Source organism: Sphingomonas sp. MMS24-J13 (assembly GCF_044905095.1).
GTDB lineage: Bacteria > Pseudomonadota > Alphaproteobacteria > Sphingomonadales > Sphingomonadaceae > Sphingomonas_I.
In genome coordinates this window covers 1,419,827-1,444,055 of sequence record NZ_CP173258.1, presented here as the reverse complement: position 1 = coordinate 1,444,055, position 24,229 = coordinate 1,419,827, and the positions used below count along the sequence as shown (strand labels likewise).

The following is a 24,229-nucleotide window of genomic DNA, read 5'->3' as shown; positions in this document are numbered from 1 at the left end:
GCCGGTCGCGCTATGAGCACGACGAGAATCAAATGGGAGAGATGTGATGGCCAAGGTCGTTCGGATCCATGAGCAGGGCCCGCCCGAAGTCCTGACGTTCGAAGAGATGATCGTGGGCGATCCCGGCCCGGGCGAAGTCCGGATCAAGGTCGAGGCGATCGGACTCAATCGATCGGAGGCCATGTTCCGTGCCGGCCGCTATCCGGTACCTGCGACCCTGCCCAGCCTGATCCATTACGAAGGCGTCGGCATCGTCGAGGCGGTGGGCGAGGATGTGACCGGCTACAAGGAAGGCGATCGCGTCTGCGTACTGCCGCTGTTCCGGCTCGGCACCTACGGCATCGCCGGCGAGCAGGCGATCGTGCCGGCTTTCGCCCTGTTGCCGGCACCGCCGGGTTTGTCGGTGGTCGAGGCAGCGGCGATCTGGATGCAATATCTCACCGCTTTCGCGATCATCGAGGTGGGCGAGGCCGGGCTCGGCGATTTCGTCATGATCCGCGCCGCATCGAGCAGCGTCGGCTTGGCAGCGATCCAGTTGGCGAACTGGGCCGGCGCCACTTCGATCGCGGCGACGCGTAGCAGCGCCAAGGCCGAGGCGCTCAAGTCCCACGGGGCGAAGCATATTATCGCCACCGACGAAGTCGATCTCGTCGCCGAGACCATGCGGATTAGCGGCGGCAAGGGCGCGCGCCTGGTGTTCGATCCGGTCGGCGGCCCCGATGTGATGAAGCTGGCCGAGGCGATGGCCGAGCGCGGTATCCTTTTCATTTATGGCGGGCTTTCCGAACAGCCGACCCCCTATCCGCATTGGTCGGCGGCAATGAAGGGGCTCTCGATCCGCGGCTGGGTGTGCACCGAGATCACGCGCTACCCGCACCGTTTCGATCGGGCGCGCGAGGCGATCCTGAGCGGGCTCGCCGATGGCCATCTCAAGCCGGTGATCGCCAAGACCTTCGCCTTCGACGATCTGGTCGAAGCGCATCGCTATCTCGAGTCGAACCAGCAGGTGGGCAAGGTCGTGGTGACGCTCTGACCCCGGACAGGAGCCCTCCGCCGGATCAGCGAGGGCTCCAGTCTTCAGGGCAAAGGCGTCAACAGGCCGATCAGATTGCCGGCGGGATCCTTGATCCAGGCGAAGCGCCGTCCGTCGGGCAACGGTTGCGGCGGGACCATGCAGGCGCCACCGCACTTGGCGATCAACTCCAGCGAGGCCTCGACATCGTCGACCTGGATATAGACCATCACATAGTTTTCGGGTGGATGACCGAGTGCGTTGAGCATGCCGGACGGGCCGCCTTCGGCCCCGCCGACGATCAATTTCGCCGGGCCGACATCGGCGAAGCTCCAGCCGAATACGGATGTGTAGAAAGAAGCGGCCGCAGCCGCGTCGGCGCTACCGATTTCGAAGTGAACGACAGGAGAGGACATCAGCGACCTCCGCGAACGTCGCCAAGCCTCAGACGTTGAGGCGGTGCCGCATTTCCTTGCCCGGCTTGAAATATGGAACTCGCTTGGGCTGGACCTCGACCGCCTCGCCGGTGCGCGGATTGCGACCGACCCGGCCGTCGCGCGCGCGCGTGGTGAAGGTACCGAAGCCGCGGAGTTCGACCCGGCCGCCCGACGCCAATTGCTCCGAAATGCTGTCGAAGATGAAAGCGACGATCTGCTCGACCTCGCGTGGCGAAAGGTCAGGCTGATCCTTTTCGAGCTGCGCTATGAGCTCAGATCTGATCACCGCAAATTCCCCCCTGCATGCAGTACCCGGAAAGCGTGGCCATTCCCCCACGAATGGCACCCCGTACTCGATGGCGACACTATGCGATTAAACTGGATCAATGGCAACGTATGAGTCGCCCCCGAAACAAATGGGGCGGCACGAGGCCGCCCCAAAAAACACTCGGTTTGACGTGAAGCTTACGCTTCGTCGCGCGCCTTGAGTGCGGCGCCGAGAATGTCGCCCAGCGATGCACCCGAATCGGACGAACCATATTGCTGAACGGCCTGCTTCTCTTCGGCCATCTGCATAGCCTTGACCGAGAAGGTCGGCTTCTTCGAACGATCGAAGCCGGTGACCATCGCGTCGAGCTTCTGCCCGACCTGATGGCGCTCCGGACGCTGCTCGTCGCGGTCGCGACCGAGGTCGCTGCGCTTGATGAAGCCGGTCACACCGTCGTCGCCGACCTGAACGTCGAGGCCGCCGTCGGTAACCGCAAGCACGGTGACCGTGACGATCGCGCCCTTGTTGACGCCGCCGCCACTCGAAGCGACACCGGTGGAAACACCGCCGCGCTCGAGCTGCTTGATGCCGAGGCTGATGCGCTCCTTCTCGGCGTCGATATCGAGCACCTGCGCCTTGACGGTCTCACCCTTGTGATGAAGCGCCAGCGCTTCCTCGCCCGACACGCCCCAGGCGATATCGGACATGTGGACCATGCCGTCGATGTCGTTGTCGAGGCCGATGAACAGGCCGAATTCAGTCGCGTTCTTGACTTCGCCTTCGACCGTCGAGCCGACCGGGTGAAGCTCGGCGAAGCGCTCCCAAGGATTGGCCTGGGCCTGCTTGAGGCCGAGGCTGATGCGGCGCTTGTCCTCGTCGACCTCGAGGATGATGACGTCGACTTCCTGGCTCGTCGAAACGATCTTGCCCGGGTGAACGTTCTTCTTGGTCCAGCTCATCTCGGAGACGTGGACCAGGCCCTCGATGCCGGCCTCCAGCTCGACGAACGCACCATATTCGGTGATGTTCGTGACGCGGCCGGTGAACTTGCCGCCGATCGGGTACTTGGCAGCCGCACCCTCCCACGGATCGCTCTCGAGCTGCTTCATGCCGAGGCTGATGCGCTGGGTGTCGCGGTTGATGCGGATGATCTGCACCTTCACCGTGTCGCCGATCGCGATCACTTCCGAAGGATGGTTGACGCGCTTGTAGCTGATGTCGGTGACATGCAGCAGGCCATCGATGCCGCCCAGATCGACGAACGCACCATAATCGGTGATGTTCTTGACGACGCCGTCGACGATCTGACCCTCGGCGAGGCTCTGGATCAGGCCGGTGCGCTGCTCGGCGCGGGTCTCTTCGAGAACGGCGCGACGCGACACGACGATGTTGCCGCGGCGGCGGTCCATCTTGAGGATCTGGAAGGGCTGCGGAATGTCCATCAGCGGCTGCACGTCGCGCACCGGACGGATATCGACCTGGCTGCCCGGCAGGAACGCCACGGCGCCGTTGAGGTCGACGGTGAAGCCGCCCTTGACGCGGCCGAAGATCACGCCGTCGACGCGGTTGCCGGCTGCGAACTCTTCCTCGAGCTTGTCCCATGCGGCTTCGCGGCGGGCGCGGTCGCGCGACAGCATCGCTTCGCCGTGGCTGTTCTCGACGCGGTCGACGAACACTTCGACTTCATCGCCGACATTGAGCTCGGCCTTCTGGCCGGGGGCGGGGGCGAATTCCCGGAGCGGCACACGGCCTTCGGACTTCAAGCCAACGTCGATCACGACCATGTCGTTTTCGATGGCGGTGACGGTGCCCTTGACCACGCGGCCCTCAAAGCCCTGGTCTTCGCCGCCAAGCGTGTCGTTCAGAAGTGCCGCGAAATCGTCGCGCGTGGGAAATGCCGTAGTGGCCATAAAATAGGTTAGTCCTTCAGTCGTGTTCCGGCCGTCCGGTTGTCTCCGGAGGTCTTCAGCCGAAGAGCCACACGGGCCGAATACCCGGGCAGCACCCAAGGGCAAAGGCGAGCGGAGGGCTTAGCGCGAAATGCGAAAAGGGCGCGTCAAAGGTGCGGCTTAGCCGACCTCCCCGCGCCATCCTCCGCGAGCATCGCTCGCAGGATAGAGTTTATATAACGTGGAGAAGCTGGTTCAGCAAGCGGGCAAGGAGGCGGGTACGCGCTGCTGAGCGAACGGCCTTATTGAACAAGCGTCACTTGATTGAACAAGCGTCACTTGCCGCCCTGGTTCCCACCCTGGCCGCCGCCGCCCTGACCACCACCACCCGGCCGCGGCCGGCGGTTGTTGGGCCGGTCGCCACCACCCGGACGCGGGCGATCGCCGCCCGGCCGCGAGGAGGGGCGGGTGAAGCTGGGCACCGGGCGCGACGGCGGCGGCGGAGTCGGCCGGCCGGGGGAGACGCTATAGCCCTCCTTGAGCAGCCGGTTGAACGCCTCGCGCACCGATGCGGTCAGGCTCGCCTGCAATTCCTTCGGCAGATCGGCGAAGCCGGTGTTCGGCCCGATCGCGTTAAGATCGCGCAGCATTGCGTTGGGCACACCCTTCGACGACGCGCGCAACGCGCCGACCGCATCGATCAGCGATGCGAACAGGATTTCCTGCATCAGGTCTGTGGCCGATTTCGTCATGATACTTCGCGTGATTGGGAGAGCGGCGCTTCCCTAGGCGCGTGCAAGCACCGGGCCAAGGCTTTTGTGGCGCCTTTATCGGATGCGCACCGCCGTGATGATCTTCACTCGATCGCGGATCGTCTGCCCCATCGTGTCGAATGAATAGCCGCCGGGGTAGGTCGGTTTGGCGAGGATGCGCTTCGCCACGTCCATCCCCTTCACGACATGCCCGAACGCGGCATAGCCGGGATACCCCGGCGCGGCATCCAGCCCGGCGGCGGGCCCGATCGTGATGAAGAAATCGCCCATCGCCGTCCCGGGATCGTTACGCGCCATCGATAGCGTGCCGTCGACATGTTTGAGGCCAGTGACACTGGTCGGCTCATGTTTGATCGGGAAGAAGGTCTTGGGCATGTCGTGATCGATCCCGCCCTGGATCAGGCCGCGATGCGGATCGCTCTTCGCGCGCGCGGCCCGGTAGAAGTAAGTGCCGTCGAAACGATGCGCATCGACATATTTGAGGAAGTTGGCGCTGCTGATCGGCGCGCGCTTCGCCTCGAGCTCGACGACGATCGTCCCCTCGCTGGTGTTGATCGCGACGCGCGGCAGAGGCGCCGGGCGCGGCGCTGCCTCGGCCGTGGTGGCGAGAGCAAGCAGCAGGGACGCGACGAACCGTGGCCGCATCGAGGTTCAGGCTTCCGCGTCGTTGGCGGGACGATGGCCCCCGCGCTCCACCAGCGCGATCGCCGCGGCGATCGCCTCGGCGATGCCGAGATCGCTCGTGTCGAGCAGAACCGCATCCTCGGCCATCCGCAACGGCGCAGCGCTCCGCCCTGAATCGCGTTCGTCGCGGGCGCGGATATCGTGGAGAACCGACTCGAAATGCACCTCGATCCCGGCGCGCAGCAATTCGGCATGGCGGCGCTCGGCACGCACCTCGGGCCGGGCGGTGACGAACAGCTTCGCATCGGCCTCAGGAGCGATGACGGTGCCGATATCGCGTCCGTCGAGCACCGCGCCGCCGATCTGCTGGGCGAAATGGCGCTGTCGATCGAACAGGGCCGCGCGCACGCCCGGGTGCGCCGAGACCAATGAGGCGGCCTTGCCGGCAGCCTCGGACTTCAACGCCTGATCTTCCAGAAGGTTGGCGCTGAAGCGGCAGGCCTCGAGCGCCTCCTCCGGCGACGAGGGATCGCCACCCGAGCGCAACACCCCCATGCCGACCGCGCGATAGAGCAGTCCCGTATCCAGATGCGACAGGCCGTAATGGCGCGCCAATGCCTTGGCGATCGTCCCTTTGCCCGACGCTGCCGGGCCATCCACTGCAATGATCATGCTGCCCGCCTTTTGCCCAAAGCCTTGATCAGCCCCAACAGGGCGATGAACGCCCACACGATTTCCAGCGCCATCGACGCAAGGTTGAAATGCACCGCCAGCGACGCGATCAGCAACGCCGATCCGACCAGATTCAGCAGATTGAACAGGACGAAGTTCATCGCCTTCGCGATATTGCTGTAGGCGTAGGCGATGACCATCAGCGTGCTGCCGATCAGCCCGACGATATCGGCGGCCAGGCTGCTCATGCCTCCGCTCCGAGACTGCGCAACATGGCGGCGAAGCCGGGGAAGCTGGTCGCAACCGGCGCCATGTCATCGACCTCGACCCGGTTGGCGGAGGCCAGCCCGGCAACCGCGAAGCTCATGGCGATGCGGTGATCGAGCTCGGCCGCGATCGCGACAGGCCCGTTGGCTGCGAGCGGCGTGCCGTCGGTGCCGTCGATGACCAGCCCGTCCTCACGCTCCTCGACATGCGCCCCTAGCCGGGCAAGCCCGTTCGCCATCAAAGCCAGTCGATCGCTCTCCTTGACGCGCAGTTCCTCCAGCCCGCGTGTCACGGTGCGGCCATTTGCCATCGCGGCGGCAACGAAGAGGATGGGGAATTCGTCGATCATGCTGGGTGCGATTTCGGGCGGAACCTCTACACCCGTCAGCCGCGAATGGCGCACGCGGATATCGGCGACCGGTTCGCCACCAACGATGCGCTCATTCTCGAAGGTCAGATCGGCCCCCATCGCGCGTAGCACTTCATAGAGGCCGGCACGGGTGGGGTTGAGCCCGACATTCTCGACCGTCACGTCCGACCCCGGCACCAGCAAGGCGGCGACGACCGGGAAGCCTGCCGACGAGGGATCGCCGGGTACGACGATATGCTGCGGCCGAAGCTCAGCCTCGCCGCGGATCGAGATGATCCGCGCGCCATCCGCATCCTCCTCGACCGTCAGCTCGGCGCCGAAGCCGCGCAGCATCCGCTCGCTATGATCGCGCGTCGCAATCGGCTCGATCACGCGGGTGATGCCCGGCGTGTTGAGCCCGGCCAGCAAGACCGCCGATTTGACCTGCGCCGACGCCACCGGCAGCCGATATTCGATCGGCACCGCCGGGCAGGCGCCACGCATCATCAAAGGCAGGCGGCCGCCGGGCGACACGGTGAAATCGGCGCCCATGCGCGACAGCGGATCGGTCACTCGCCCCATCGGTCGGCGCGACAGCGAGGCGTCGCCGATGAAGGCAGCGGTGATGGCGTGGCTCGCGACCAGCCCCATCAGCAATCGGGTCGAGGTACCCGAATTGCCCATGTCGAGCGCATTGGCCGGCTGGAGCAGCCCACCGACGCCGACGCCATGGACGATCCAGGTACCGTCGGCCTCCCGGACGATATCCGCCCCCATCGCGCGGAGCGCGCCGGCAGTGGCATGGACGTCCTCGCCTTCGAGCAGCCCTTCGATGCGGCTTTCGCCGATGGCGAGGGCGCTGAACATGAGCGCGCGATGCGAGATCGATTTGTCGCCTGGAACACGCACGCGCCCGGTGAGCGGACGCGCGGCCTTGAAGGCAGCGGGGGAGGGGGCCATCTGATGCATGAGCGCTGGTCCTTGCCAGCCGACCCGGCGCGTGGCAAGGCGCCCGACCACTGGGCCGGTTCGCGCTAGCGCGCGGCGTCCATTTTCATTTTTATTCGGAGCTTGAACAACTGTGGTGAAACCTGAATGGGGCACCAAGCGCACCTGCCCCAAGTGCGGCACCCGCTTCTACGATCTCGGCAAGGACGAGCCGGTCAGCTGTGTCGAATGCGGCACCTTGTGGGAGCCGGAGCCGGTCCTGAAGTCCAAGCAGCCGCTGCCGTTCGATGCGCCGAAGCCTGCCTCCAACAAGGAGGTCGAGGATACCGATCTGGCGGCCGAGCTGGACGTGGATGAAGACGAGGAGCCCAACGCCGACGACGATGTCGATCTCGGCGGTGACGACGATATCGGCGTCGATACGGGCGAGCAGGAAGAAGATCATTAATTTGTGAGCGGGTCGTTTTGACCCGCTTGCAAAGCGGGCGCGCCCGATCTAAGGCGCGCCCTCACTCTTCGCCGGCACCCACCCAGGCCGGCGAAAACGTCAGAAACGCTCCCTTTGCGGGGCGTCAGGGCGAGGGGCCGTAGCTCAGCTGGGAGAGCGTCGCGATGGCATTGCGAAGGTCTGGGGTTCGATCCCCCACGGCTCCACCACCCTCTTCAACCTAAAGGCGCTGGACGGATTGTCCGTCCTGAGAACCATTCCCTCGGAATGGGAAGTAAACATTGCGTAGCAGCGTGGCGCAGGAGCCCCGGCCAACGATGCCGTCGAGGGCGCTCTCACCCTCGACCATCACCATGCGATGTTCCCTCCCGTGCCGGAAGGGATATTCAGATCACTTCACCCGCAGCCGCGTATTGCCCTGCTCGTCGACATATTCGCGATTGTCCTCGCAGACATATTCCTGGATCTTGTAATCCTTCATTCGGTGGAAGGTCCAAGCCCATACCCACGGCTTCTCGAGATGATCGTCCTCGACGGTGACCTCGTCCTTCAGATAGTCCGGCGCGATCAAGTGGATGCGTTCGGTAATCTTCATCGATTCGGAATGTGGCGCCCAGCGGAAAGTGACGTAGCTCTTCACCCCCGTCGTCTCGACCACCAGCGTATCGCCCTGCCAATGCCCGACCGATCGGCCGAAGAAGCTGGGATCGATCTCGTCCCACTTGGGCAGCGGCTGGTTCATGTAGATTCGCCGCGTCTGGTTGAACGCCTCCTGGGTGATGTTGACCTGCTCGGGTCGCTGCACGATCTCCATCGGGAACATGCCCATCATCATCGCGGGCATGCCATCGGGAATACAGTGGACATAATTGTCGCCTGCGGGCTGTCCCTCAGCGATTCGGGCCGCGAGTTTCTTCTGCTGAATCTCGTACGGTCCCTTGAACTCCGGCTTGAGCGGCGGGGGCGGGATGGTGCTCGGCGCGTAGCGCTGATCGACCTGCTTCTGGCCCGGCACCGGGTAACGCTCCCACATGCCGGTGAAATCGGAGTGGGCGAGGGCGGGCAGGGCAGTCGTGGCGAGCAAGGCGCCGAGCGTGATGCGGAAGGATGCGATCGTCATGGCCGCGCGCTCCTCACGAGGTCCGCTTGTAGCGTTCGGCATTGGGTACGCCGGGCAGCATATGCTTGCCGTTGGGCAGGATCACCTCCAGCAGCAGTCCGCCCGGCTTGCCATCACGCAACGGGGCCTCGATCGCGGTCACCACGTCGCCCGGCTTGATCGTGCGCGAGGTCCAGCCGCCGCGCGACATCATGTTGGGGCTGGTCAGTTCGAAGACGTAGTGTCTGGCGTCCGCGGTATCGATCTCGAGATAGCCGTGCGGATTGGTCCACTGGAACGACGTCACCGTACCGCTGAGCGTGAGCGACCGCGAATTGTCGAACTGTGCAAATGAGTGATGCGCCGATGCTGGCGATGCCAGCAACGCGAGCGTCAACCCAACCAGGCCGAGCGGCCCTTTTTCAAAGCCCATCTTTCTCTCCCGTTATTTTCTGCCGTCATTGTAGCTTTTTGCACGAACGCCGCAATGCGCGATCGTTGACGGATCAAGGAAAAATGGTGCGCTCTATCTTGGCGGAAAATCGGCTTTCATTCGCACGCATCGTAATAGCCCGCGCGACAGGCCTCCACTCTCCTCCGCCATTCCTGAAGCTGGCGCGCATAGCGGGCGGTAGCGGCCTCGTAGCTGTCCTGGCCATTGGCATTCGCCCGGTTTCGCCGGGCGATGTCGTCGGCGACGCGGCGGTTCAACGCTTCGGTCTGCTGACGATCGGCGCGATGCGCGACGTCTTCATCCACCGGCTGAGCCGAAACCTCAGTAGCGATGGACAGGAGCAAGAGTGCCGCGATTTGTTTCACGATGGCGAGGGTGCGGGTAGCGGGATTGCCGCCGGCTGAATGAGGTGAAGACACCGCCGGTATCACGACCGACAGCGCATCGGGAGCGCCGAAGCCAGCGCGCCACCTCTTCTTAGCATTGCGTTCGGCCGGCACCTGACGATTTCGGCTTGCCAATCTTGGCGGTGATCGCGTCGACGCACGCAGTCCGCTCCGCCGCACTCGGCTGGGTAAAGAGCCACGGGGCAGCGGTGCGAACACGCTCCAGCAACTCGGCGCGGCTGTGCAACATCGCCGTTCGCTTGCCCGAGCAAATTCGCGCTTTCGAAAAGCACGTCCTTTTATGCCACGCGTACGCGGCATTCAGCACGGCCCGTCGCATATCGACGGCCATATCATACCGTTTTGTACGAAAATGCGCTCGAGCGGTCAGGCCTAACGTCGACGTTCCCGATTTCAAGAACTTGACGGGCAAACAGGCGTCTACGTTGCATCGCAGCAACAGTATCTGTGACGTTTATTTTGCGTTCATCCGGCCGCGCCCAGAGGCGCCGCCCCGCATCTCGGTACCCCCCAATTTCGATCGGGTGCGGCTTCAAGGAGTGTTTTATGCGCATTTTCATCATCGCCTCCGCGGCTCTTGCCGTGGCAGCCCCCGCGTTCGCGCAGAGTGCCGCGCCGTTCACCGGTGCGCGGATCGGGGCGACCGTCGGCTATGACAAGGTCCATGGCAGCGACGGCGTCACCTATGGCGGTGCGTTCGGATACGATTATGGCCTCACCCCCAGGATCACGCTGGGCGCGGAGGCGACGCTCGAGGATTCGACCACCAAATTCGGTGGCGTTAATGCATCGCGCGATGCCGCGGTCTCGGCCCGTATCGGCTACGTACTGACGCCGAAGATCCTCGGCTTCGCCAAGGTCGGCTATGACACCACCCGCTTCGAGACCAATGGCAACGGCCATACCAATCTCGAGGGCGTCCGCTTCGGTGGCGGTCTGGAATATGCGGTGACGCCGAAGACCTATATTTCGGCGGAATATCGCCGCACCGAATATGAGGATCATTTCGGCGGCCGCGACGCCGGCATCGTCGGCGTCGGCTTCCGCTTCTGAGCCCGAGCAGCGCCACTGACGGCTCGCGCCGTCGATGGGGCGGCCAATAGGAATGCCGCCGGCAATGACGCCGGCGGCATTCTCTCCAAGCCACGTCGACACGCGCTAAAAATCGGGGGTGGCTTACACTACCAGTCGAGATTGATGGTCCGGCGGCATAACCATGCTAGGTCGGATACCATGCTACAGACACACAGGCTTTCCGGCACCGTCACCGTCGATGGGTTCGATTATGAGTGGGAAGTTCGGAGCGAGCCGCAATTGACCGATCTGGACGGCTGGAAGGGCATGACCGTGTCGCTGATGCAGAAGGATTCCCCGCGCGGCGCATTGCTGGAATTTCCGCCGCCCAAGCGCATGATGAAGGGCTTGCAACGTGGCCGCCTCCAGATCGCCGACGCAGTCGTTACGCGCGGTATTCGCGCAGCTTTGGTGGCGGGATGGGAGCCAGCATCGCGCGGCAAGCCCATGGTGTTCATGGTCGATGCGGACGGCAACTGATCAGCCCTGCCACAACCATGGCTGCTCGATGCGCGACCGAGCCTGATAGCGGTCGATATCCGCGGTGTGCTGGAGCGTGATGGTGAGTTCGTCCTGCCCCGTCAGCAACTGGTGGTAGCGGAAGGACGGGAGGTCGATCGGCAGGACGGTGCCATCGGGCGCGTCGATCCGTCGCGCGACCATGTCCAGCGTGAAGGCGAAGCCGGTCTCGGCAACAATGGCCAGACGCGCAATCGTCGCTTCGTCGACCACCACCGGCAGCAGGCCGTTGCGGAAACAATTATCGTAGAAGATGCCGCCGAAGCTCGGGGCAAGGATGCAGCGCAGCCCGAAGGCGTAGAGCCAGTGCGGCGCCGACTCGCGCGAACTGCCGCAGGCGAAATTGGGGCCGGCAAGCAGGAAGCGAGCGGCGCGGAAGGGCGGGCGATTGAGCACGAAATCCGGCTTTTCGGCGCCCTGCGCGTCATAGCGCCACGGGCCGAACACGCGCGCCGCGCCATCTTCGGGCTGACCGAAAGCGTCCGGCTTGTTGGCGCGGCCGGGCGGGGCGATGATGTCTGTGTTGATGTTGGGCCGGACGAGCGCTGCCGCCGGGCCGGCGATCCGGACGAGGGGCGCGCTCATGCGGCGAGCTTTCGCGGATCGGCGATGTGGCCCGCGATCGCCGATGCGGCGGCGACGAGCGGACTGGCGAGATGGGTACGACTGCCGGGACCCTGGCGTCCGGCGAAATTGCGGTTGGACGTCGAGACCACACGCTCGCCCGGCAGCGCCATGTCACCATTAAATCCCAGGCACATCGAACAGCCCGGCTGGCGCCACTGGAAGCCGGCACGGGTGAAGATCACGTCGAGCCCCTCGGCCTCGGCCTGCGCGCGCACCAGCGCCGATCCCGGTACGACCCAGGCGGCCACGCCCGGCGCTACGCTGCGCCCTTCGACCAATTGCGCGGCCGCGCGCAGATCGCTGATCCGGCTATTGGTGCAGGAGCCGATGAATACGCGGTCGATCGGCAGCGAGTCGATCCGCTGGCCGGGTGCGAGGTCCATATAGGCCAGCCATTGCGCCATATCGGCGCGGCGGGCGGCATCGGGCTCGGCGGCGGGATCGGGGATACAGCCATCGATCGGCAGGACGGCGTCGATGCTGTTGCCCCACGTGACCTGCGGCGCGATGTCGGCGATCGAGACGGCGATCTCGCGATCGAACTCTGCATCGGGATCGCTCGGCAGCGTGCGCCAATAGTCGAGCGCCTGCGCCCACAGGGCACCCTTCGGGGCATGCGGGCGGCCCTCGAGCCAGGCGTAAGTTGTCTCGTCGGGAGCGATGAAGCCGAACCGCGCACCCCATTCGACCGACATGTTGCAGAGCGTGAGCCGCCCCTCCATCGGCAAGGCTTCGATCGCTGTACCGGCATATTCGACCGCGAAGCCCGAGCCCGCCGCAACGCCGACCTTGCCGGCGAGATACAGGATCAGATCCTTGGCGACGACACCGTGCGGGATCGCGCCGTCGATCCGCACCCGCATGGTGCGTGGCCGTTTCTGCCGCGTCGTCTGGGTCGCGAGGATATGGATGATCTCACCCTGACCGACCCCCCAGGCGACCGCGCCCAGCGCGCCATTGGTGCAGGTATGGCTGTCGCCGACGGTCACGGTCATGCCCGGCAGGACGAGTCCCATTTCGGGACCGGTGACGTGGACGATGCCATGACCTGGCTCGCCGATGTCGAACAGGCGGACGCCCTCGCGCGCGGTGCCCTCGCGCAATTCCTGCAGCACCGGATTGTCCGCGCCGCACCGATCCGATGCGGCGGGATCGGTGCTGATCGAATGATCAGGCGTGGCAAAGGTGAGTTCGGGGTTGCGCACCTTGAGCCCGCGCTTGACCAGCGCGGGAAAGGAACGGCCGTTCAGATCGACGACGATGTGTCGATCGACGTGAAGGAGGGCGAAACCATCACCCTCGTCGGAGACGACGTGCGCGTCCCAGATTTTGGCGAACATCGTGCGCGCGGCCATCGACGCGAAACTCCGGATCAAAGTGCAGGGGCGACCGTCGCGTCGGGCTGGAAGACGCGGCGGCGATGAAGCGTGGCGGCGATGCCGAGCACCGCCAGACAAAGGATGGCGGGGCAGATGGCGAGGAAAGCATAAGCGCGCAGCACCGGCATGCCGCTCGCCAGCATCCACCCGCCGATGATCGGACCGATCACGCCGCCGAACTTGGCGATCGAGGTGGCCCAGCCACCGCCATTGGCGCGGATCGCGCTCGGATAATAAACGCCTGCGATCGAGATGATCGCGGCATGGCCGCCACCCAGCAGCGCGTTACCGACGACGACGAAAGGCAGGAAGCCCCCAACCGGTGCGAGCCCGAGCCCGAGGATGAGCAGCACCGGCACCGCGAGTGCGGGATAGAAAGCGATCCAGCGCGGTCCGCGCCGTTCGGTCAGGCGCATCAGCACCAGCCCGGCGATCGCGCCCAGCAGTCCGCCGGTCGACGAAATGAGCGCGGCGGTATGGCGCGGGACGGCGAGTTCCTCGAGCAAAGAAGGTCCCCAGGAACTGTTGCCGAAGATAGCGAGCGCGCTCGCCATATAGCCGACCCAGAGCAGAGGGGTGATGATGCCGAGATCGCCCCGGAAAAGCTCCCGCACATGGAAGCCGCGATCGACCTTGGCCTCGTCGCCGAGGATGAAATGTTCGTCACCCGTAAGCACGATATCCGGCTCGAGCTTGCGCAAGCTCGTAGCGACCTGCGCCGCCCGGCCCTTGCTGGTGAGGAAGCGGATGGATTCGGGCAGGCCGATCAGCAGCAGGATCGCGCAAATGAGGGTGCCGATGCCGCCCGCAATATAGACGCCCTGCCAGCCATGGTGCGGCGCGATCCAGTTGGTCACCGGACCCGCGCCCGAACTACCGATGCTGTAGCCGAGCATGATCACGGTCACGATCGTTGCCCGCATCCGGCGCGGCACGAATTCGATGTTGAGCGCCCAGGCGATCGGCAACATGCCCCCGATCGCGAGCCCGTCGACGAAGCGCAACACCATCAATTGCGGGTAATTATGCGCAAAAGCGGTCGCGATCGTCAGCACGCCGAACAGGAAGGAGGTGCCGATCACCGTCGGGCGACGCCCGATGCGATCGGCGATGTAGCAGAACAGGAAGCCGCCCAATATCTGTCCGGCCGTGCCCGCGGCGAACAGATTGCCGAGCATTGGCTTGGTCAGTGCCAGACTGTCCTTGAGATAGGGCGCGGTGAACGAAATCATCATCAGGTCCAGCCCGTCGAACAGGGTGATGAACCAGGAGAGCATGATGACGCGATAATTGAACGCGGACAGCCCCCGCCCGTCGAGAAATGCAGCAACGTCGAAGGTGCGGGGAGCGCTCGCCACGATCAGAACCGGTAGCCGACCGTGCCGCCGAAGGTACGTGGCGGCAGATAGGTCACGCCGATCTCACGCGAGCTCGACAGCGAGAAGGATCCGGCACGCTCCAGCTTGTTGAACATGTTCTGGACGAACGCTTCCACGGTCACATGCCCACCTGGCGCCGTGTAGCGGATATTGGCATTGGCGAAGACATAGGCCGGCTGCGACATCGCGTCGTCGTTGAACTCGGTGTGATATTGCTTGCTCTTGTAGCTCACGTCGCCGGCAAAGGTGACCATGCCGCCATTGGCGATCCGCCAGTCATATTGCGGATGGATGTCGAACGTCCATTTGGGCGAATAGCGGGTCGCATTGCCGTCGAGATCGGACAGGAAGGGCGCGAATACCGGCGATCCGGTGATGTTGCGCGGATCGTTCGGGTTGCTGGCGAAGTAGTTCTTGAAGACCGAGTGGAGATAGGTGCCGGCGAAATCCAGCCGCAGTCCGTCGGCGATCCGCCAGCTCGTGTCCAGCTCGACGCCATAGGCTTCGGTCTCGGTGGCATTTTCGAATACTGTGGTGAAGCTCAGCAGCTGGTTGAACACCGTGCGTTCGAGCTGGAGACCGTGCAGGCGGTTGTAGAAAGCCGCCACGTTGAAGGTCAGCCGGCGATCGAACAATTGTGACTTCAGCCCCACTTCGTGCGCGCTGATCGTTTCGGGATCGGTGATCGGGTTCTTCGATAGCGATATCTCGCCGGTGCCGCTCTTGAAGCCGCGCGAGAACGTATAATAGAGCATCAGATCATTGTTCGGATGATATTCGATGCCCGCCTTGGGCGAGAAATTGCCGAACGTATTGGCATCGTCGAAATCGGTGCGGACGACCGGGCCCTTGCCGTTATTGGCGATGACATAGCCATGATTGTCGAGCGTGCGCCGCTCATGACTGTAGCGGCCGCCCGCCTTGAGCCACAAAGTATCGGTCAGGTGATAGGTCAGGTCGGCAAACAGGGCCCAGGCGCGCGACGTCTCCAGATCGTTAAAGAAGGCGAAACGGGGCGGGATCGGCGTGGTGATCGGGATGCCGGCGGCGGTGAGCGCCGGAATGTCGAGCGGCTCGCCCACGCCGTTCGGCGCGACACCCTGCGTGTTGGGCAGGCTGCCGAGATTCTCGTGGAAATAGAAAGCGCCGAGCACGCCCTCCAGCCGGCGCGTCTTGATCACGCCCTGAAGTTCCTCGCTCCACTGGCGGCTGAACGGGTTGCGGTTCTGGATCGTCGGCGCCTGGCCGTTGGTGGCAAGGCTGTTCACCACCGACGACGCGTCAAGATCCTGGATAAGCTGCTGGTTGACCTTGCGGTAATTGCTGATGCTGCGCAGCGTCAGCCAGTCGGCGGCCTTGTAATCGAGCGTGCCGGTGACCGACCATGTCTTCAGCCGGTTGAGCGGATCGATCTCGCTCGACAGGTCGCGCGGCTTGGTCGCGAAACCGCCGAGCCCGACCGGTGCCAAGCTCGGGATGCCTGGGAAGGTCGCGCTGCCATATTTGACGGCGTTGGCATGATCGTTCTCGTTGAAATATTCACCGCTGATCAGCGCGCTGAACGGACCGCCTTTGTCGAACTGCAGCTCGACCCGGGCCATCTTGCGATTGAGATCGTCGATATCGTTGCCGGTGAATTCGTTCTTGCCATAGCCGCCGCGCGTATCGACCCGCACCGCGCCGCGGACATAGATGCCGTCTGCGATCGGCCCGCTCAACGCGCCCTCGCCCGAATAAGCATTGTAATTGCCCACGGTGAAGCGCGCATAGCCGCTGAGATCGTGCGTCGGCTTGGCGGTGATAAGATTGATCGCACCGCCGACCGCATTGCGCCCGAACAGGGTTCCCTGCGGGCCGCGCAGGACCTCGACCCGCTCCAGATCGAAGAGCGAAGCGAACTGGGCCTCGGGCCGCGAGATGACGGCGCCGTCGACATAGACGGCGACAGCCGGATCGGTGCCGTTGGTCGACACGTTCATGCCGATTCCGCGAATGAAGATCTTGGCGACGTTGAAATCATTGCCGAAGCTCACGTTCGGCACCACGACCTGCAGTCCTTCGAGGTTGGCGACGTGCGCCGAGGTGAGGCGATCGTTGCTCACGGCGGTCACTGCGGCGCTGACCTGCTGAAGGTTCTGCGATCTTTTCTGCGCTGTGACGACGATCTCGCCATTGTCGGTCGCGGGCGGCGGCACCGCGGCGGTTGGCGCCGGTACGGCTTGCGCCAGGACCGGCGCGGCGGCCAGGGTCGATGCACCCAGCAGGAGCGCCTGCGCGAAGTACGTTCCGGTGCGGCGGTGAACAAAATCTGCGGCCATCTGTCATCCCCTCAAGTCGGCCGGAAGCGGGGCGGCAGGCGCCCTCTGATCAGTCGGCATCGTTTGCGAAACACGCGCGATCGGCGGCTCGATCATGTCATTCGCCTTGCCGGCCGCTCTTGAGAAGACCAGGAGATGCGGCAGGACCTTTGCCGGAACGCGATGAATGGACTCGATTCAGAATTTGCGCGCCTTCACCCGCGCCGCCAGTCTCGGCAGCTTCGCGGCGGCGGCGCGGGAGGTGCGGACGGCGCCGTCGGTGATCATGAAACGGGTCGGTCAGCTCGAGCATCAGTTCGGCGTAACCCTGTTTCACCGCTCGACCCGCAAATTGACGCTCACAGAGGACGGCGCACGCCTGCTGCCCCGCTGCCTGCGGCTGGCCGCCGATTTCGACGACCTCAGCGGCGCGCGGTTCGGTGCGGGTGGGATGCGCGGGCGTCTCCAGGTCGGCGCCGCCGGCCCGGCTTCGGCGCGGCTGTTCACGCCGATCTTCTGCGATTTCATGGCGGCCCATCCGCATCTCGAACTCAACGTGCTGTGGACCGAGCAATTGACCAATCCACTCGAGGACGGGCTCGACATCGCAATCGGCACGCGCACCGTCTCCTATTCGGATGTACTGGACGTTCCGCTCGCGCCTTATCCACGCGTCCTGTGTGCGACGCCGGCCTATCTCGCCCAGAACGGCCCGCTCGATCATCCGCGCGAACTGGCCGGCCACGATTGCATCCTCTCGCCCAAATCGGGGACGACTTGGCGCTTCAACAGCGACGCCGGCGAGATCGCAGTCGAGGTGCGGCCGCGCTTCACCGTCAATTCGAGCATTTCGGTACGCGAGGCGGTGCGGCACGATCTGGGTATCGCGATCCTGCCGAACTTCATGGTCAAGAAGGATATCGAGACGGGGCGCTTCGTCTCTCTGCTGGAGGATTATCCGCCGCTGGGCCTGTGGATGAAAGCGCTGGTGCCGAAGAGCAAGGCGGAGCAGCCGAGCGTGACGGCGCTGCTGTCGCTCGTCCGCCAACGGCTGGAGGCGGTGCTGCCCGCGCAAAGCGCCTGAGCGGGCGGTGGCGGGCCAGCCCATCAGCTTGCGTTCAGGCCGGATCGTCCAAACATACGCAAATCTTTGTAAAGGTCGATGTCATGCGTATTGGTTCGTTCCTTGTCGCGGCGGCCCTTATCGGGATTGCCGCTCCGTCGCTCGCCGCCGACCGCTCCAATGCGGCCGGGGAGGCGGAGCTGGCCAAGCAGATTGGCGACCGCGTCGCCGGCAAACCGGTCTCGTGCCTGCCCTAGCGCGAGCTTCAGTCGAGCCAAGTGATCCGCGGGACGGCGATCGTCTACAAGGTTGGCCGCACACTCTACGTGAACCGGCCATCGGGGGCGGGGACGCTCGGCGGAGACGATATCCTCGTCACGCGGACCTTCACCGATCAGCTCTGCCGATCGGACACCGTGCGGTTGCTCGATCGCACGGCCGGGTTTGAGCACGGCTTCGTCGTACTGAACGATTTCGTGCCTTACTCGAAGGTTAAGCCGAAGAGTTGAGCTTCGGTTTCAATGCCGTAGGCGCCGGAAGCCGATCCAGATGCCCGTCACGGAGGTGGCGAGGCCGACGAGCGAGGCAAGCCAGAGCAGCGCGTCCCACGCCGGGCGATGCAGGGTCAGACCGTTGAGATCCCATTTGTGGAGCAGGTCGAACGCCCAGCGGTAGAGGCGACGGCGGCGGTCGAGATCGCCGAGCAGACGGCCGTTCGCGGGATCGATGTGCGCCCAGGTAGCGGCAGGATCACCATAGCGGACGCGCAGGACGGGCAGGACGGGTAGCGCGCCAACCTCGTACCAGTAAGTGTCGGGTCCGGTCAGACGATCGACCGCGACGATTGGGGCGCCGGGCATGAGGCGCCGAGCGGCGGTAACGAGGGCGGTTCCGTCGAGGTTGGCGGGGCTTAGGGTGGCAGCATCGAGCACGCTGGAGCTGCCGTCCTGCCGCTCGACCAGCGCCAGCGGCCGACCGGCGGCACGATAGAGGGTGACGCGTCTTGCTTCAGGCTCGCCAGCGGCGAGGCTGGGCAGGGCTAACGGCGGGAAGGGAGCGGTTCCGCTATAAGCGATCCGCTCGGCATCGCCGATGCCGTGGCTCGCAAACAAGCGGAACGGATCGACCGAGAGCCAGCCCGAAAATATCCAGGCGAGCAGGAACAGCCCGCCGATCAAGCCGGTCCAATGATGCCACTCCATCCAGCCATGATAGGGCGTAGTCCGCCCCTGGCTGAAGCGACGGCGGCCGAGCCGGGTGCGCAGGATCCCGATCCACATGCCTGTTACAGCACCAATGATGCACAGGCCCGAAACCCACATCACCACCTGCCGCCACGCGGCATTGTCCTGGCGTAGCACGGTGAGATATATCCAGTGGGGCACCGATCCGAGCCAGTTCCAGAGGCGCTCGCGCGCGCTCGTGTCGAGCACCACCGCGCCGGTATGGGACGAGACGTAGAGGATGCGGCCGCCCGGGCCAGCGATAGTGGCCTTCCATAGCGGCCGGTGGCGGTTGAAGCCGCCGGCGACGGTCCATTGATCGCGCTCGACCGTCTCGATCGCGGTGACGGGAGCGCGGGCGAAGCGTTCGGCGGTGTGCTGGGCCTCGGCGGCGTCGGCCGGGCCCAGCGCTGTACTATTGGTGGCGGATAGCGTTTGCTCCTTGCCGTCCCACCTGCTGACCCGCCAGACCGGGTGATCGCCCGCCATCTCGAGTGAGGCGCGCTCGGTGCCCTCCATCGGCGGGGGGGTGCGAACCTGCCCCCAGTCGATCGGGGGCAGGTGGGCAAGGGCTTCATTGCGCGTCAGCGAGGGGAACGGCACGTAGATCATCACCAGTCCCGAGACGAACCAGATCGCAAACAGCAGGCAGGTGACGATCCCGATCCAGCGATGGACGATGAACAGCCACCACTTCCAATGACGCCGCGGGCGCTTCGCGGTCGGTCTGATGGTGGCGGCGGTCATCTCAGAAACGCGCGCGGACTGCGACATCGACCGAACGGGGCCGGCCGAGGATCCACTGCTCGTCATTGTAGCTGGTGACCGCGTAATCCTTGTCGAAAAGGTTGTAGACGCGCAGGTCGATCGCGACCCGCGGGGTCAGCGCATAACTGACGCCGGCATCGACCACCGCATAGGCCGGAATGCGGAAGGTGTTGGCATCGTCCGAATAGGTCTTGCCGACATAGCGCAGTTCGGCCCGCGCCTGCAGCTTGCGCATCGCATCCCAGCGGAGCGCAAGGTTGGCCGAGGTTTCGGGGATATTGGCCGGCCGGTTGCCGGTGTAGGAGACGCCGCCAGCGTTGAAATTATCGTACTTCGCCTGCAGCACCGTACCGTTGGCATCGATGCCAACGCCATAAGCGAGATCGAGCGAGAGCGACGCCTCGATGCCCTTCGACGAACGCTGACCCACCTGAAGCGGGGTCGTGTCCTTGAGATTGGCCGGGTTGCGGATCAGCAGGTTCTTCTTGACGATCCGGTAGGCGGCAAACGTCGCGGTGCCATGCCCATCGAGGAAGCTCGCCTTCGCACCGACCTCAACCTGATCGCCGGTCGTGTTCTTGAACTGGGTCTGGGTCGGCGAGAAAGTCGTAAGCGTGCCGAGTGGATCGACGCCGGTCGAATATTGACCGTAGAGCGAGATGGCTTTCGTCGGCTGGTAGACCGCGCCGATCCGGTAGGTCGTGTTGTGGAGCCGCGCGGCATCGATCGGGAAGGCATTGGTGGTCCCGGTCTCCTGCCCTTGCGCATTGTAGACGATGTTGCGCCGAGTGATCTTGTCATGCTCGTAACGGACGCCGCCGACCACGGAGAGCTGGTCGGTCAGGCGGAAGCGATCCTCGGCATAGATGGCATATTCGTTGGTGCGCGTACGGTAGCGCGGCGCGATTCCCTGCGTGTCGTAGAACAGGCCGGGGGCGAAATTAACCGGATCGACCGAATCCTCCTGCGAATCCGATCCAAAGTCATTGGAATAGGTGAGTTTTATCGAATTGACGTCGAACCCGACGACCAGATCGTTGCGCATCTCTCCGCCGAGCGGGGTGGCAAGATGGACGTTGCCTTGATCGCCGTATTGGGTCTGGTCGTGGACGATGCCGAGATTGTCGAAGCGGTCGATCAATTTGGTCGTATCGTTATAGAAGTAGCTTTCCAGATCCTTGAACAGCCGCTTGCTGGTGAGGCGGTATGCGGTGTTGGAGATCGTAATCATCTCGTTCGGCTGCCATTCGGCGGTCAGCGTCGTGCCGTTGTCGCGATAATATAGGCTGGCATCGGCTACATTGTAGTTGCGGCGCTGGTTGGCATCGACGAGCCGGTGATCGATCAGCGGCGTGCCGAAATAGCGCATCGGCTTGTTATTGCCGTAGTCATCGCGCGCTGTGATCGAGAAGTTGCTCGAGGGCTGGAAGCGCAGTGCCGCGGACAGCGCATAGCTGCGCGAATGGCCGCGATCGACATAGCCGTCAGAATCGCGCCAGCTCGCATCGATCCGATAGCCGAACATCTCGCCGATCGGGCCGCCGGCGCCGGCGGCGATATGTTTGGTCGCCTGCGATCCGTAGCTCGCCTCGGCATCGATCGTGGTGCGGGTCAGGCTCGGCTGCTTGGTGACGATATTGACTGCACCGCCGAGCGCGCCCTGGCCGTAGAGCACAGAGGCGGGACCGCTCAGCACCTCGATCCGGCCGACCGTCCATGGATCGGTCGGGAAGGTGATCGTGCCAGCGACCGGAAACAGACGCACGCCATCGACCAGCTGCAATACCGATCCCTGGCCCGAGAATCCGCGCGCGGTCAGAGCGGTGCCGCCATTACCGGGGTTGGCCGAGCTGGTGATGCCGGGCGCGCGGGTGACGGCATCGACCACTGTCAGGTCGCCGCGCGCGCGAATCTCGTCGCCATCCAGTGAGGCAACGCTGGCAGGGGTTTCGAGCAGCGTGAGACCGAGCCGGCTGCCAGTCTCGGTCGGCTGGGTCAGCGCGTTGTGCGTCTGGCCGACGACGAGGATCTCGACCTGATGCTCATCGGTGGCGGCACTCTGGGCGAAGGCGGGCGCCGCCATGCTGCCGGCAAGCCCCGAACACGCCACCAAGGTGGCAATCGTCGATTTGGTCATTCTGGTCCCCTGTTCGCGTTCAGGGGCGGTGCGCTTCGTGTCGCTTCCGCCCAAGCCGAGGACGGGCGGTAGAGAGGCCTTCGGGCGGTTTCGCGTTACGTACGGTTGGGCACGGGTAACAAATGGGGTTACTTTGCAGAAATTACTTGGGCGTCGCCGGCAGCGGCGGGCTGGGCGCCGGGGTGGGCAATTGATCGGGAAGGTCTCGGCCTCCCCGCCCGGTTGCCATAGCCGATCGACTTTGAGCGGACGCGCGACGAGCAGGTTGCTGCCGGTATTGAGCGTGCCGAGCGTCCACACCTCGTACAGGGCCTCGAACGCGGTGGCGTTGCCGGTTTTCTTATCGATCTGATCGAGCTGTGCCTTGTCGGCGGCGACTTCGGCCGCCTGCATCACTGCCGGATCGCGCGTGCCGGCGATGACGATGATGCGGTTGCCCGAAGGCCCCGGGAAGCTCGCGATATAGGCATAGTCGCGCCGGGGGGCGTGGCTGCCGACAGTATCCACGTCGGATACATAATGCTTGCCGGTGCCTCGATCGATCAGCTCGTCATAACTCGACCCGACGGCGAAGCCCGAGGCCTTGAATACCGGATCGCGCAGCAGACCGAGGCTGCTCAGGAAGCCGACGAAGATGACGTTGCCACGCTTCAGGAATTCGGGCGTCAGTCGCGACATGCTGATAACCCGCGGCCTGCCCAGCCCGGCGGACGTGGTGAAAGAATTGGTCAGCGGCAGCACGTCGCTTAGCGCCGGGCCCGCGCTGATCGGCAGATAATGGAGGTCCATGTCAACGTAGCGGCCCATGGCCGCCGGATAATCCATGACATACTGATCGAGATCATCGCGCGAATTGATCGAGAATTCGCGCACCAGCCTCGTCACCTGAAGTCCGTCGGGCGCCTCGCCGAAGATGTAATAATCGCCGACCACGACCATCGTCTGGTGGTTGCTGGCGACGAGCGGGCTCCACAGGGCCGTCTTGGCGAGCGCGCTCGCCGGCCCCGATCGACTGGTGATCAGCCAGGCCGAAGCGCCGACCAGAAGGCCAGCCATGAACGCCACGCCGATCGCGCCGATTATCCAAGCGGGCAGCCGGTAGCGGGCGGAGGCGAGGGGCTCGATTGGCTCGACCGGAGCATCCACCGGGCTCGGATCGCTCTCGCCCGCCGGCGTTTCGACCGCGAGGCGGTATTCGCCGCGCGGAATGACCAGCCGCTCGTCGGGGCTGGCCGCATAGATCTCGTCGAGCTTCTTGCGCAGGCGGTGAATATAGACGCGGACCGAGGCATCCTGCGCCATATCGAATTCGACATCCTTGCCGAATACCTCTTGGGCGACCTCGAACTCCTTGGGTGATCGCCCGGCGAGGCTCTGCATCAGCAGGAAATCGAACAGGCGATTCATCAGATCGGAACGGCCAAGACTACCGCTGGCGCGCAGACGTGCAGCAAGCGCCGTCAATCGCTCGCCCTGATCCTCTACAACCTGCGCCATGGGGCATGTGTAACAGGTTGTAACGCAGAACGAAGCGGGATTCTCCGAAAACACCCGAATGACGAGGCGGATCGTTTCGGAACCGTTAGCGGTGGCGGCGGTTGAATGCGCCAAGTCCCCAGGAGATAATCGATGGCCGATACTGAAACCGACAGCGAAACCCCAAAGACCGCGCCGAAGCGCGCGCGTAAGCCGCGTGCCGTTGCTGCGGCTGCACCCGCGGCGCCGGCCAAAGTAGGCAAGCCGCGCGCCAAGGCCGCGCCCGCAGCCAAACCGGCTGCCAAGCGCGCATCGCCACGAAGCAAGACCACCGCATCGACCCCGGCGCGCGCCGCCAGGGCAGCCAAGGCCGCGGTGACCGAGGTTGCCGAGGCCGGATCGTCGCGTAAGAAGGTAGTGATCGGCGTCGCTGCGCTGGCCGGCGTCGCGGCCGGTGTCGCCGCGATCTACGGGCGCAAGAAGATCGTCGAAGCTTCGACCGATGCGCTCGAAGCGGTCACGGGCAGGGCTGGCGAAAGCGGACCGAAAACGTCGGCAGACTAACCCTTGCTGGTCACCCTAGCGAAGACTGGGGTCTCGCCAGAGACGAGGTTCCCTTGTATCTCGCGAGATCCCAGCC

Annotated in this window: 25 protein-coding genes and 1 tRNA gene; 9 read left to right on the top strand and 17 right to left on the bottom strand. The window is 64.4% G+C overall.

The window, feature by feature from the left end; genetic code table 11:
- The first annotated feature begins 46 nt into the window (after window positions 1–46).
- Window positions 47–1,033: a zinc-dependent alcohol dehydrogenase family protein gene (locus AB4Z44_RS06830; protein WP_404713306.1), complete on the top strand. Its 987-nt coding sequence runs from the start codon at window positions 47–49 to the stop codon at window positions 1,031–1,033.
- A 44-nt stretch (window positions 1,034–1,077) separates the two neighbouring features.
- On the opposite strand, the gene AB4Z44_RS06825 is transcribed toward AB4Z44_RS06830, so the two are convergent.
- The 8 genes from AB4Z44_RS06825 to aroA all read right to left on the bottom strand — a co-directional run bounded on the left by AB4Z44_RS06825 (window position 1,078) and on the right by aroA (window position 7,260).
- Window positions 1,078–1,428, bottom strand: coding sequence for a VOC family protein (locus tag AB4Z44_RS06825; RefSeq protein WP_404713305.1), 351 nt, complete (start codon window positions 1,426–1,428; stop codon window positions 1,078–1,080).
- A gap of 28 nt (window positions 1,429–1,456) precedes the next feature.
- Complete coding sequence (locus AB4Z44_RS06820) at window positions 1,457–1,735, bottom strand: integration host factor subunit beta (protein ID WP_404713304.1); 279 nt, start codon at window positions 1,733–1,735, stop codon at window positions 1,457–1,459.
- 179 nt (window positions 1,736–1,914) lie between these two features.
- On the bottom strand, window positions 1,915–3,627 hold the full coding sequence (rpsA, locus tag AB4Z44_RS06815) for a 30S ribosomal protein S1 (RefSeq protein ID WP_404713303.1): 1,713 nt from the start codon (window positions 3,625–3,627) through the stop codon (window positions 1,915–1,917).
- Between the two features lie 314 nt (window positions 3,628–3,941).
- On the bottom strand, window positions 3,942–4,358 hold the full coding sequence (locus AB4Z44_RS06810; protein WP_404713302.1) for a hypothetical protein: 417 nt from the start codon (window positions 4,356–4,358) through the stop codon (window positions 3,942–3,944).
- Window positions 4,359–4,433: 75 nt separating this feature from the next.
- On the bottom strand, window positions 4,434–5,024 hold the full coding sequence (locus tag AB4Z44_RS06805) for a peptidylprolyl isomerase (RefSeq protein WP_404713301.1): 591 nt from the start codon (window positions 5,022–5,024) through the stop codon (window positions 4,434–4,436).
- A 6-nt stretch (window positions 5,025–5,030) separates the two neighbouring features.
- The gene (gene cmk, locus AB4Z44_RS06800) at window positions 5,031–5,675 is read right to left on the bottom strand and encodes a (d)CMP kinase (protein ID WP_404713300.1); all 645 of its coding nucleotides are present in this window, start codon (window positions 5,673–5,675) and stop codon (window positions 5,031–5,033) included.
- Window positions 5,672–5,923, bottom strand: coding sequence for a hypothetical protein (locus tag AB4Z44_RS06795; protein WP_404713299.1), 252 nt, complete (start codon window positions 5,921–5,923; stop codon window positions 5,672–5,674). Before AB4Z44_RS06795 ends, cmk begins: the two co-directional genes overlap by 4 nt.
- Window positions 5,920–7,260 carry a 3-phosphoshikimate 1-carboxyvinyltransferase gene (aroA, locus tag AB4Z44_RS06790; RefSeq protein ID WP_404713298.1) on the bottom strand — a complete coding sequence of 447 codons (1,341 nt, stop codon included), beginning with the start codon at window positions 7,258–7,260 and terminating at the stop codon, window positions 5,920–5,922. The genes AB4Z44_RS06795 and aroA overlap by 4 nt, the downstream gene beginning before the upstream one ends.
- 112 nt (window positions 7,261–7,372) lie before the next feature.
- Here aroA and AB4Z44_RS06785 point away from each other — a divergent pair, with 112 nt between their 5' ends.
- On the top strand, window positions 7,373–7,687 hold the full coding sequence (locus tag AB4Z44_RS06785; RefSeq protein WP_404713297.1) for a TIGR02300 family protein: 315 nt from the start codon (window positions 7,373–7,375) through the stop codon (window positions 7,685–7,687).
- A 133-nt stretch (window positions 7,688–7,820) separates the two neighbouring features.
- A tRNA-Ala gene (locus AB4Z44_RS06780) sits at window positions 7,821–7,896 on the top strand.
- A 182-nt stretch (window positions 7,897–8,078) separates the two neighbouring features.
- On the opposite strand, the gene AB4Z44_RS06775 is transcribed toward AB4Z44_RS06780, so the two are convergent.
- The 3 genes from AB4Z44_RS06775 to AB4Z44_RS06765 form a co-directional block, all read right to left on the bottom strand.
- Complete coding sequence (locus AB4Z44_RS06775; RefSeq protein ID WP_404713296.1) at window positions 8,079–8,807, bottom strand: hypothetical protein; 729 nt, start codon at window positions 8,805–8,807, stop codon at window positions 8,079–8,081.
- 13 nt (window positions 8,808–8,820) lie between these two features.
- A complete protein-coding gene (locus AB4Z44_RS06770; protein WP_404713295.1) occupies window positions 8,821–9,219 on the bottom strand; it encodes a DUF6152 family protein in 399 nt (132 codons plus the stop codon).
- 116 nt (window positions 9,220–9,335) lie between these two features.
- Window positions 9,336–9,740, bottom strand: a complete 405-nt coding sequence (locus tag AB4Z44_RS06765) for a hypothetical protein (RefSeq protein ID WP_404713294.1) — start codon at window positions 9,738–9,740, stop codon at window positions 9,336–9,338.
- A gap of 453 nt (window positions 9,741–10,193) precedes the next feature.
- Here AB4Z44_RS06765 and AB4Z44_RS06760 point away from each other — a divergent pair, with 453 nt between their 5' ends.
- Both AB4Z44_RS06760 and AB4Z44_RS06755 read left to right on the top strand, forming a co-directional pair.
- Window positions 10,194–10,700, top strand: a complete 507-nt coding sequence (locus AB4Z44_RS06760; protein ID WP_404713293.1) for an outer membrane protein — start codon at window positions 10,194–10,196, stop codon at window positions 10,698–10,700.
- A gap of 180 nt (window positions 10,701–10,880) precedes the next feature.
- Complete coding sequence (locus AB4Z44_RS06755; protein ID WP_404713292.1) at window positions 10,881–11,201, top strand: hypothetical protein; 321 nt, start codon at window positions 10,881–10,883, stop codon at window positions 11,199–11,201.
- Here AB4Z44_RS06755 and leuD read toward each other — a convergent pair whose 3' ends face one another.
- Genes leuD through AB4Z44_RS06735 form a run of 4 tightly spaced genes read right to left on the bottom strand, consistent with a single transcriptional unit; the run spans window position 11,202 to window position 16,943 of the window.
- Complete coding sequence (gene leuD, locus AB4Z44_RS06750) at window positions 11,202–11,825, bottom strand: 3-isopropylmalate dehydratase small subunit (protein WP_404713291.1); 624 nt, start codon at window positions 11,823–11,825, stop codon at window positions 11,202–11,204.
- Window positions 11,822–13,222 (bottom strand): 3-isopropylmalate dehydratase large subunit, encoded by a 1,401-nt coding sequence (gene leuC / locus AB4Z44_RS06745; RefSeq protein WP_404713290.1) that lies wholly within the window; start codon window positions 13,220–13,222, stop codon window positions 11,822–11,824. Before leuC ends, leuD begins: the two co-directional genes overlap by 4 nt.
- Before the next feature lie 17 nt (window positions 13,223–13,239).
- On the bottom strand, window positions 13,240–14,604 hold the full coding sequence (locus AB4Z44_RS06740; protein WP_404713289.1) for an MFS transporter: 1,365 nt from the start codon (window positions 14,602–14,604) through the stop codon (window positions 13,240–13,242).
- A gap of 2 nt (window positions 14,605–14,606) precedes the next feature.
- Entirely contained in the window at window positions 14,607–16,943 is a 2,337-nt protein-coding gene (locus tag AB4Z44_RS06735) for a TonB-dependent receptor (protein WP_404713288.1), read from the bottom strand.
- A 166-nt stretch (window positions 16,944–17,109) separates the two neighbouring features.
- On the opposite strand from AB4Z44_RS06735, the gene AB4Z44_RS06730 reads away from it, so the two are divergent.
- The 3 genes from AB4Z44_RS06730 to AB4Z44_RS06720 all read left to right on the top strand — a co-directional run bounded on the left by AB4Z44_RS06730 (window position 17,110) and on the right by AB4Z44_RS06720 (window position 18,494).
- On the top strand, window positions 17,110–18,006 hold the full coding sequence (locus AB4Z44_RS06730; protein ID WP_404713287.1) for a LysR family transcriptional regulator: 897 nt from the start codon (window positions 17,110–17,112) through the stop codon (window positions 18,004–18,006).
- Between the two features lie 83 nt (window positions 18,007–18,089).
- Window positions 18,090–18,242: a hypothetical protein gene (locus tag AB4Z44_RS06725; protein ID WP_404713286.1), complete on the top strand. Its 153-nt coding sequence runs from the start codon at window positions 18,090–18,092 to the stop codon at window positions 18,240–18,242.
- A gap of 21 nt (window positions 18,243–18,263) precedes the next feature.
- On the top strand, window positions 18,264–18,494 hold the full coding sequence (locus tag AB4Z44_RS06720; RefSeq protein ID WP_404713285.1) for a hypothetical protein: 231 nt from the start codon (window positions 18,264–18,266) through the stop codon (window positions 18,492–18,494).
- Between the two features lie 9 nt (window positions 18,495–18,503).
- Here AB4Z44_RS06720 and AB4Z44_RS06715 read toward each other — a convergent pair whose 3' ends face one another.
- Window positions 18,504–19,955 carry a PepSY domain-containing protein gene (locus AB4Z44_RS06715; RefSeq protein WP_404713284.1) on the bottom strand — a complete coding sequence of 484 codons (1,452 nt, stop codon included), beginning with the start codon at window positions 19,953–19,955 and terminating at the stop codon, window positions 18,504–18,506.
- Between the two features lies 1 nt (window position 19,956).
- The gene (locus tag AB4Z44_RS06710) at window positions 19,957–23,610 is read right to left on the bottom strand and encodes a TonB-dependent siderophore receptor (RefSeq protein ID WP_404713283.1); all 3,654 of its coding nucleotides are present in this window, start codon (window positions 23,608–23,610) and stop codon (window positions 19,957–19,959) included.
- A 132-nt stretch (window positions 23,611–23,742) separates the two neighbouring features.
- Here AB4Z44_RS06710 and AB4Z44_RS06705 point away from each other — a divergent pair, with 132 nt between their 5' ends.
- Window positions 23,743–24,153, top strand: a complete 411-nt coding sequence (locus AB4Z44_RS06705) for a hypothetical protein (RefSeq protein WP_404713282.1) — start codon at window positions 23,743–23,745, stop codon at window positions 24,151–24,153.
- Window positions 24,154–24,229: the final 76 nt, after the last annotated feature.

Excerpts from the sequence above, each read along its gene's own strand:
- AB4Z44_RS06755 (WP_404713292.1), top strand. The coding sequence starts at position 10,881 with ATGCTACAGACACACAGGCTTTCCGGCACCGTCACCGTCGATGGGTTC.
- leuD (WP_404713291.1), bottom strand. The coding sequence starts at position 11,825 with ATGAGCGCGCCCCTCGTCCGGATCGCCGGCCCGGCGGCAGCGCTCGTC.
- AB4Z44_RS06715 (WP_404713284.1), bottom strand. The coding sequence starts at position 19,955 with ATGACCGCCGCCACCATCAGACCGACCGCGAAGCGCCCGCGGCGTCAT.
- AB4Z44_RS06805 (WP_404713301.1), bottom strand. The coding sequence starts at position 5,024 with ATGCGGCCACGGTTCGTCGCGTCCCTGCTGCTTGCTCTCGCCACCACG.
- AB4Z44_RS06770 (WP_404713295.1), bottom strand. The coding sequence starts at position 9,219 with ATGGGCTTTGAAAAAGGGCCGCTCGGCCTGGTTGGGTTGACGCTCGCG.
- AB4Z44_RS06730 (WP_404713287.1), top strand. The coding sequence starts at position 17,110 with ATGGACTCGATTCAGAATTTGCGCGCCTTCACCCGCGCCGCCAGTCTC.
- aroA (WP_404713298.1), bottom strand. The coding sequence starts at position 7,260 with ATGCATCAGATGGCCCCCTCCCCCGCTGCCTTCAAGGCCGCGCGTCCG.
- AB4Z44_RS06825 (WP_404713305.1), bottom strand. The coding sequence starts at position 1,428 with ATGTCCTCTCCTGTCGTTCACTTCGAAATCGGTAGCGCCGACGCGGCT.
- AB4Z44_RS06775 (WP_404713296.1), bottom strand. The coding sequence starts at position 8,807 with ATGACGATCGCATCCTTCCGCATCACGCTCGGCGCCTTGCTCGCCACG.
- leuC (WP_404713290.1), bottom strand. The coding sequence starts at position 13,222 with ATGGCCGCGCGCACGATGTTCGCCAAAATCTGGGACGCGCACGTCGTC.
- AB4Z44_RS06830 (WP_404713306.1), top strand. The coding sequence starts at position 47 with ATGGCCAAGGTCGTTCGGATCCATGAGCAGGGCCCGCCCGAAGTCCTG.
- AB4Z44_RS06795 (WP_404713299.1), bottom strand. The coding sequence starts at position 5,923 with ATGAGCAGCCTGGCCGCCGATATCGTCGGGCTGATCGGCAGCACGCTG.
- rpsA (WP_404713303.1), bottom strand. The coding sequence starts at position 3,627 with ATGGCCACTACGGCATTTCCCACGCGCGACGATTTCGCGGCACTTCTG.
- AB4Z44_RS06710 (WP_404713283.1), bottom strand. The coding sequence starts at position 23,610 with ATGGCGCAGGTTGTAGAGGATCAGGGCGAGCGATTGACGGCGCTTGCT.
- cmk (WP_404713300.1), bottom strand. The coding sequence starts at position 5,675 with ATGATCATTGCAGTGGATGGCCCGGCAGCGTCGGGCAAAGGGACGATC.
- AB4Z44_RS06760 (WP_404713293.1), top strand. The coding sequence starts at position 10,194 with ATGCGCATTTTCATCATCGCCTCCGCGGCTCTTGCCGTGGCAGCCCCC.
- AB4Z44_RS06705 (WP_404713282.1), top strand. The coding sequence starts at position 23,743 with ATGGCCGATACTGAAACCGACAGCGAAACCCCAAAGACCGCGCCGAAG.
- AB4Z44_RS06735 (WP_404713288.1), bottom strand. The coding sequence starts at position 16,943 with ATGGCCGCAGATTTTGTTCACCGCCGCACCGGAACGTACTTCGCGCAG.
- AB4Z44_RS06810 (WP_404713302.1), bottom strand. The coding sequence starts at position 4,358 with ATGACGAAATCGGCCACAGACCTGATGCAGGAAATCCTGTTCGCATCG.
- AB4Z44_RS06725 (WP_404713286.1), top strand. The coding sequence starts at position 18,090 with ATGCGTATTGGTTCGTTCCTTGTCGCGGCGGCCCTTATCGGGATTGCC.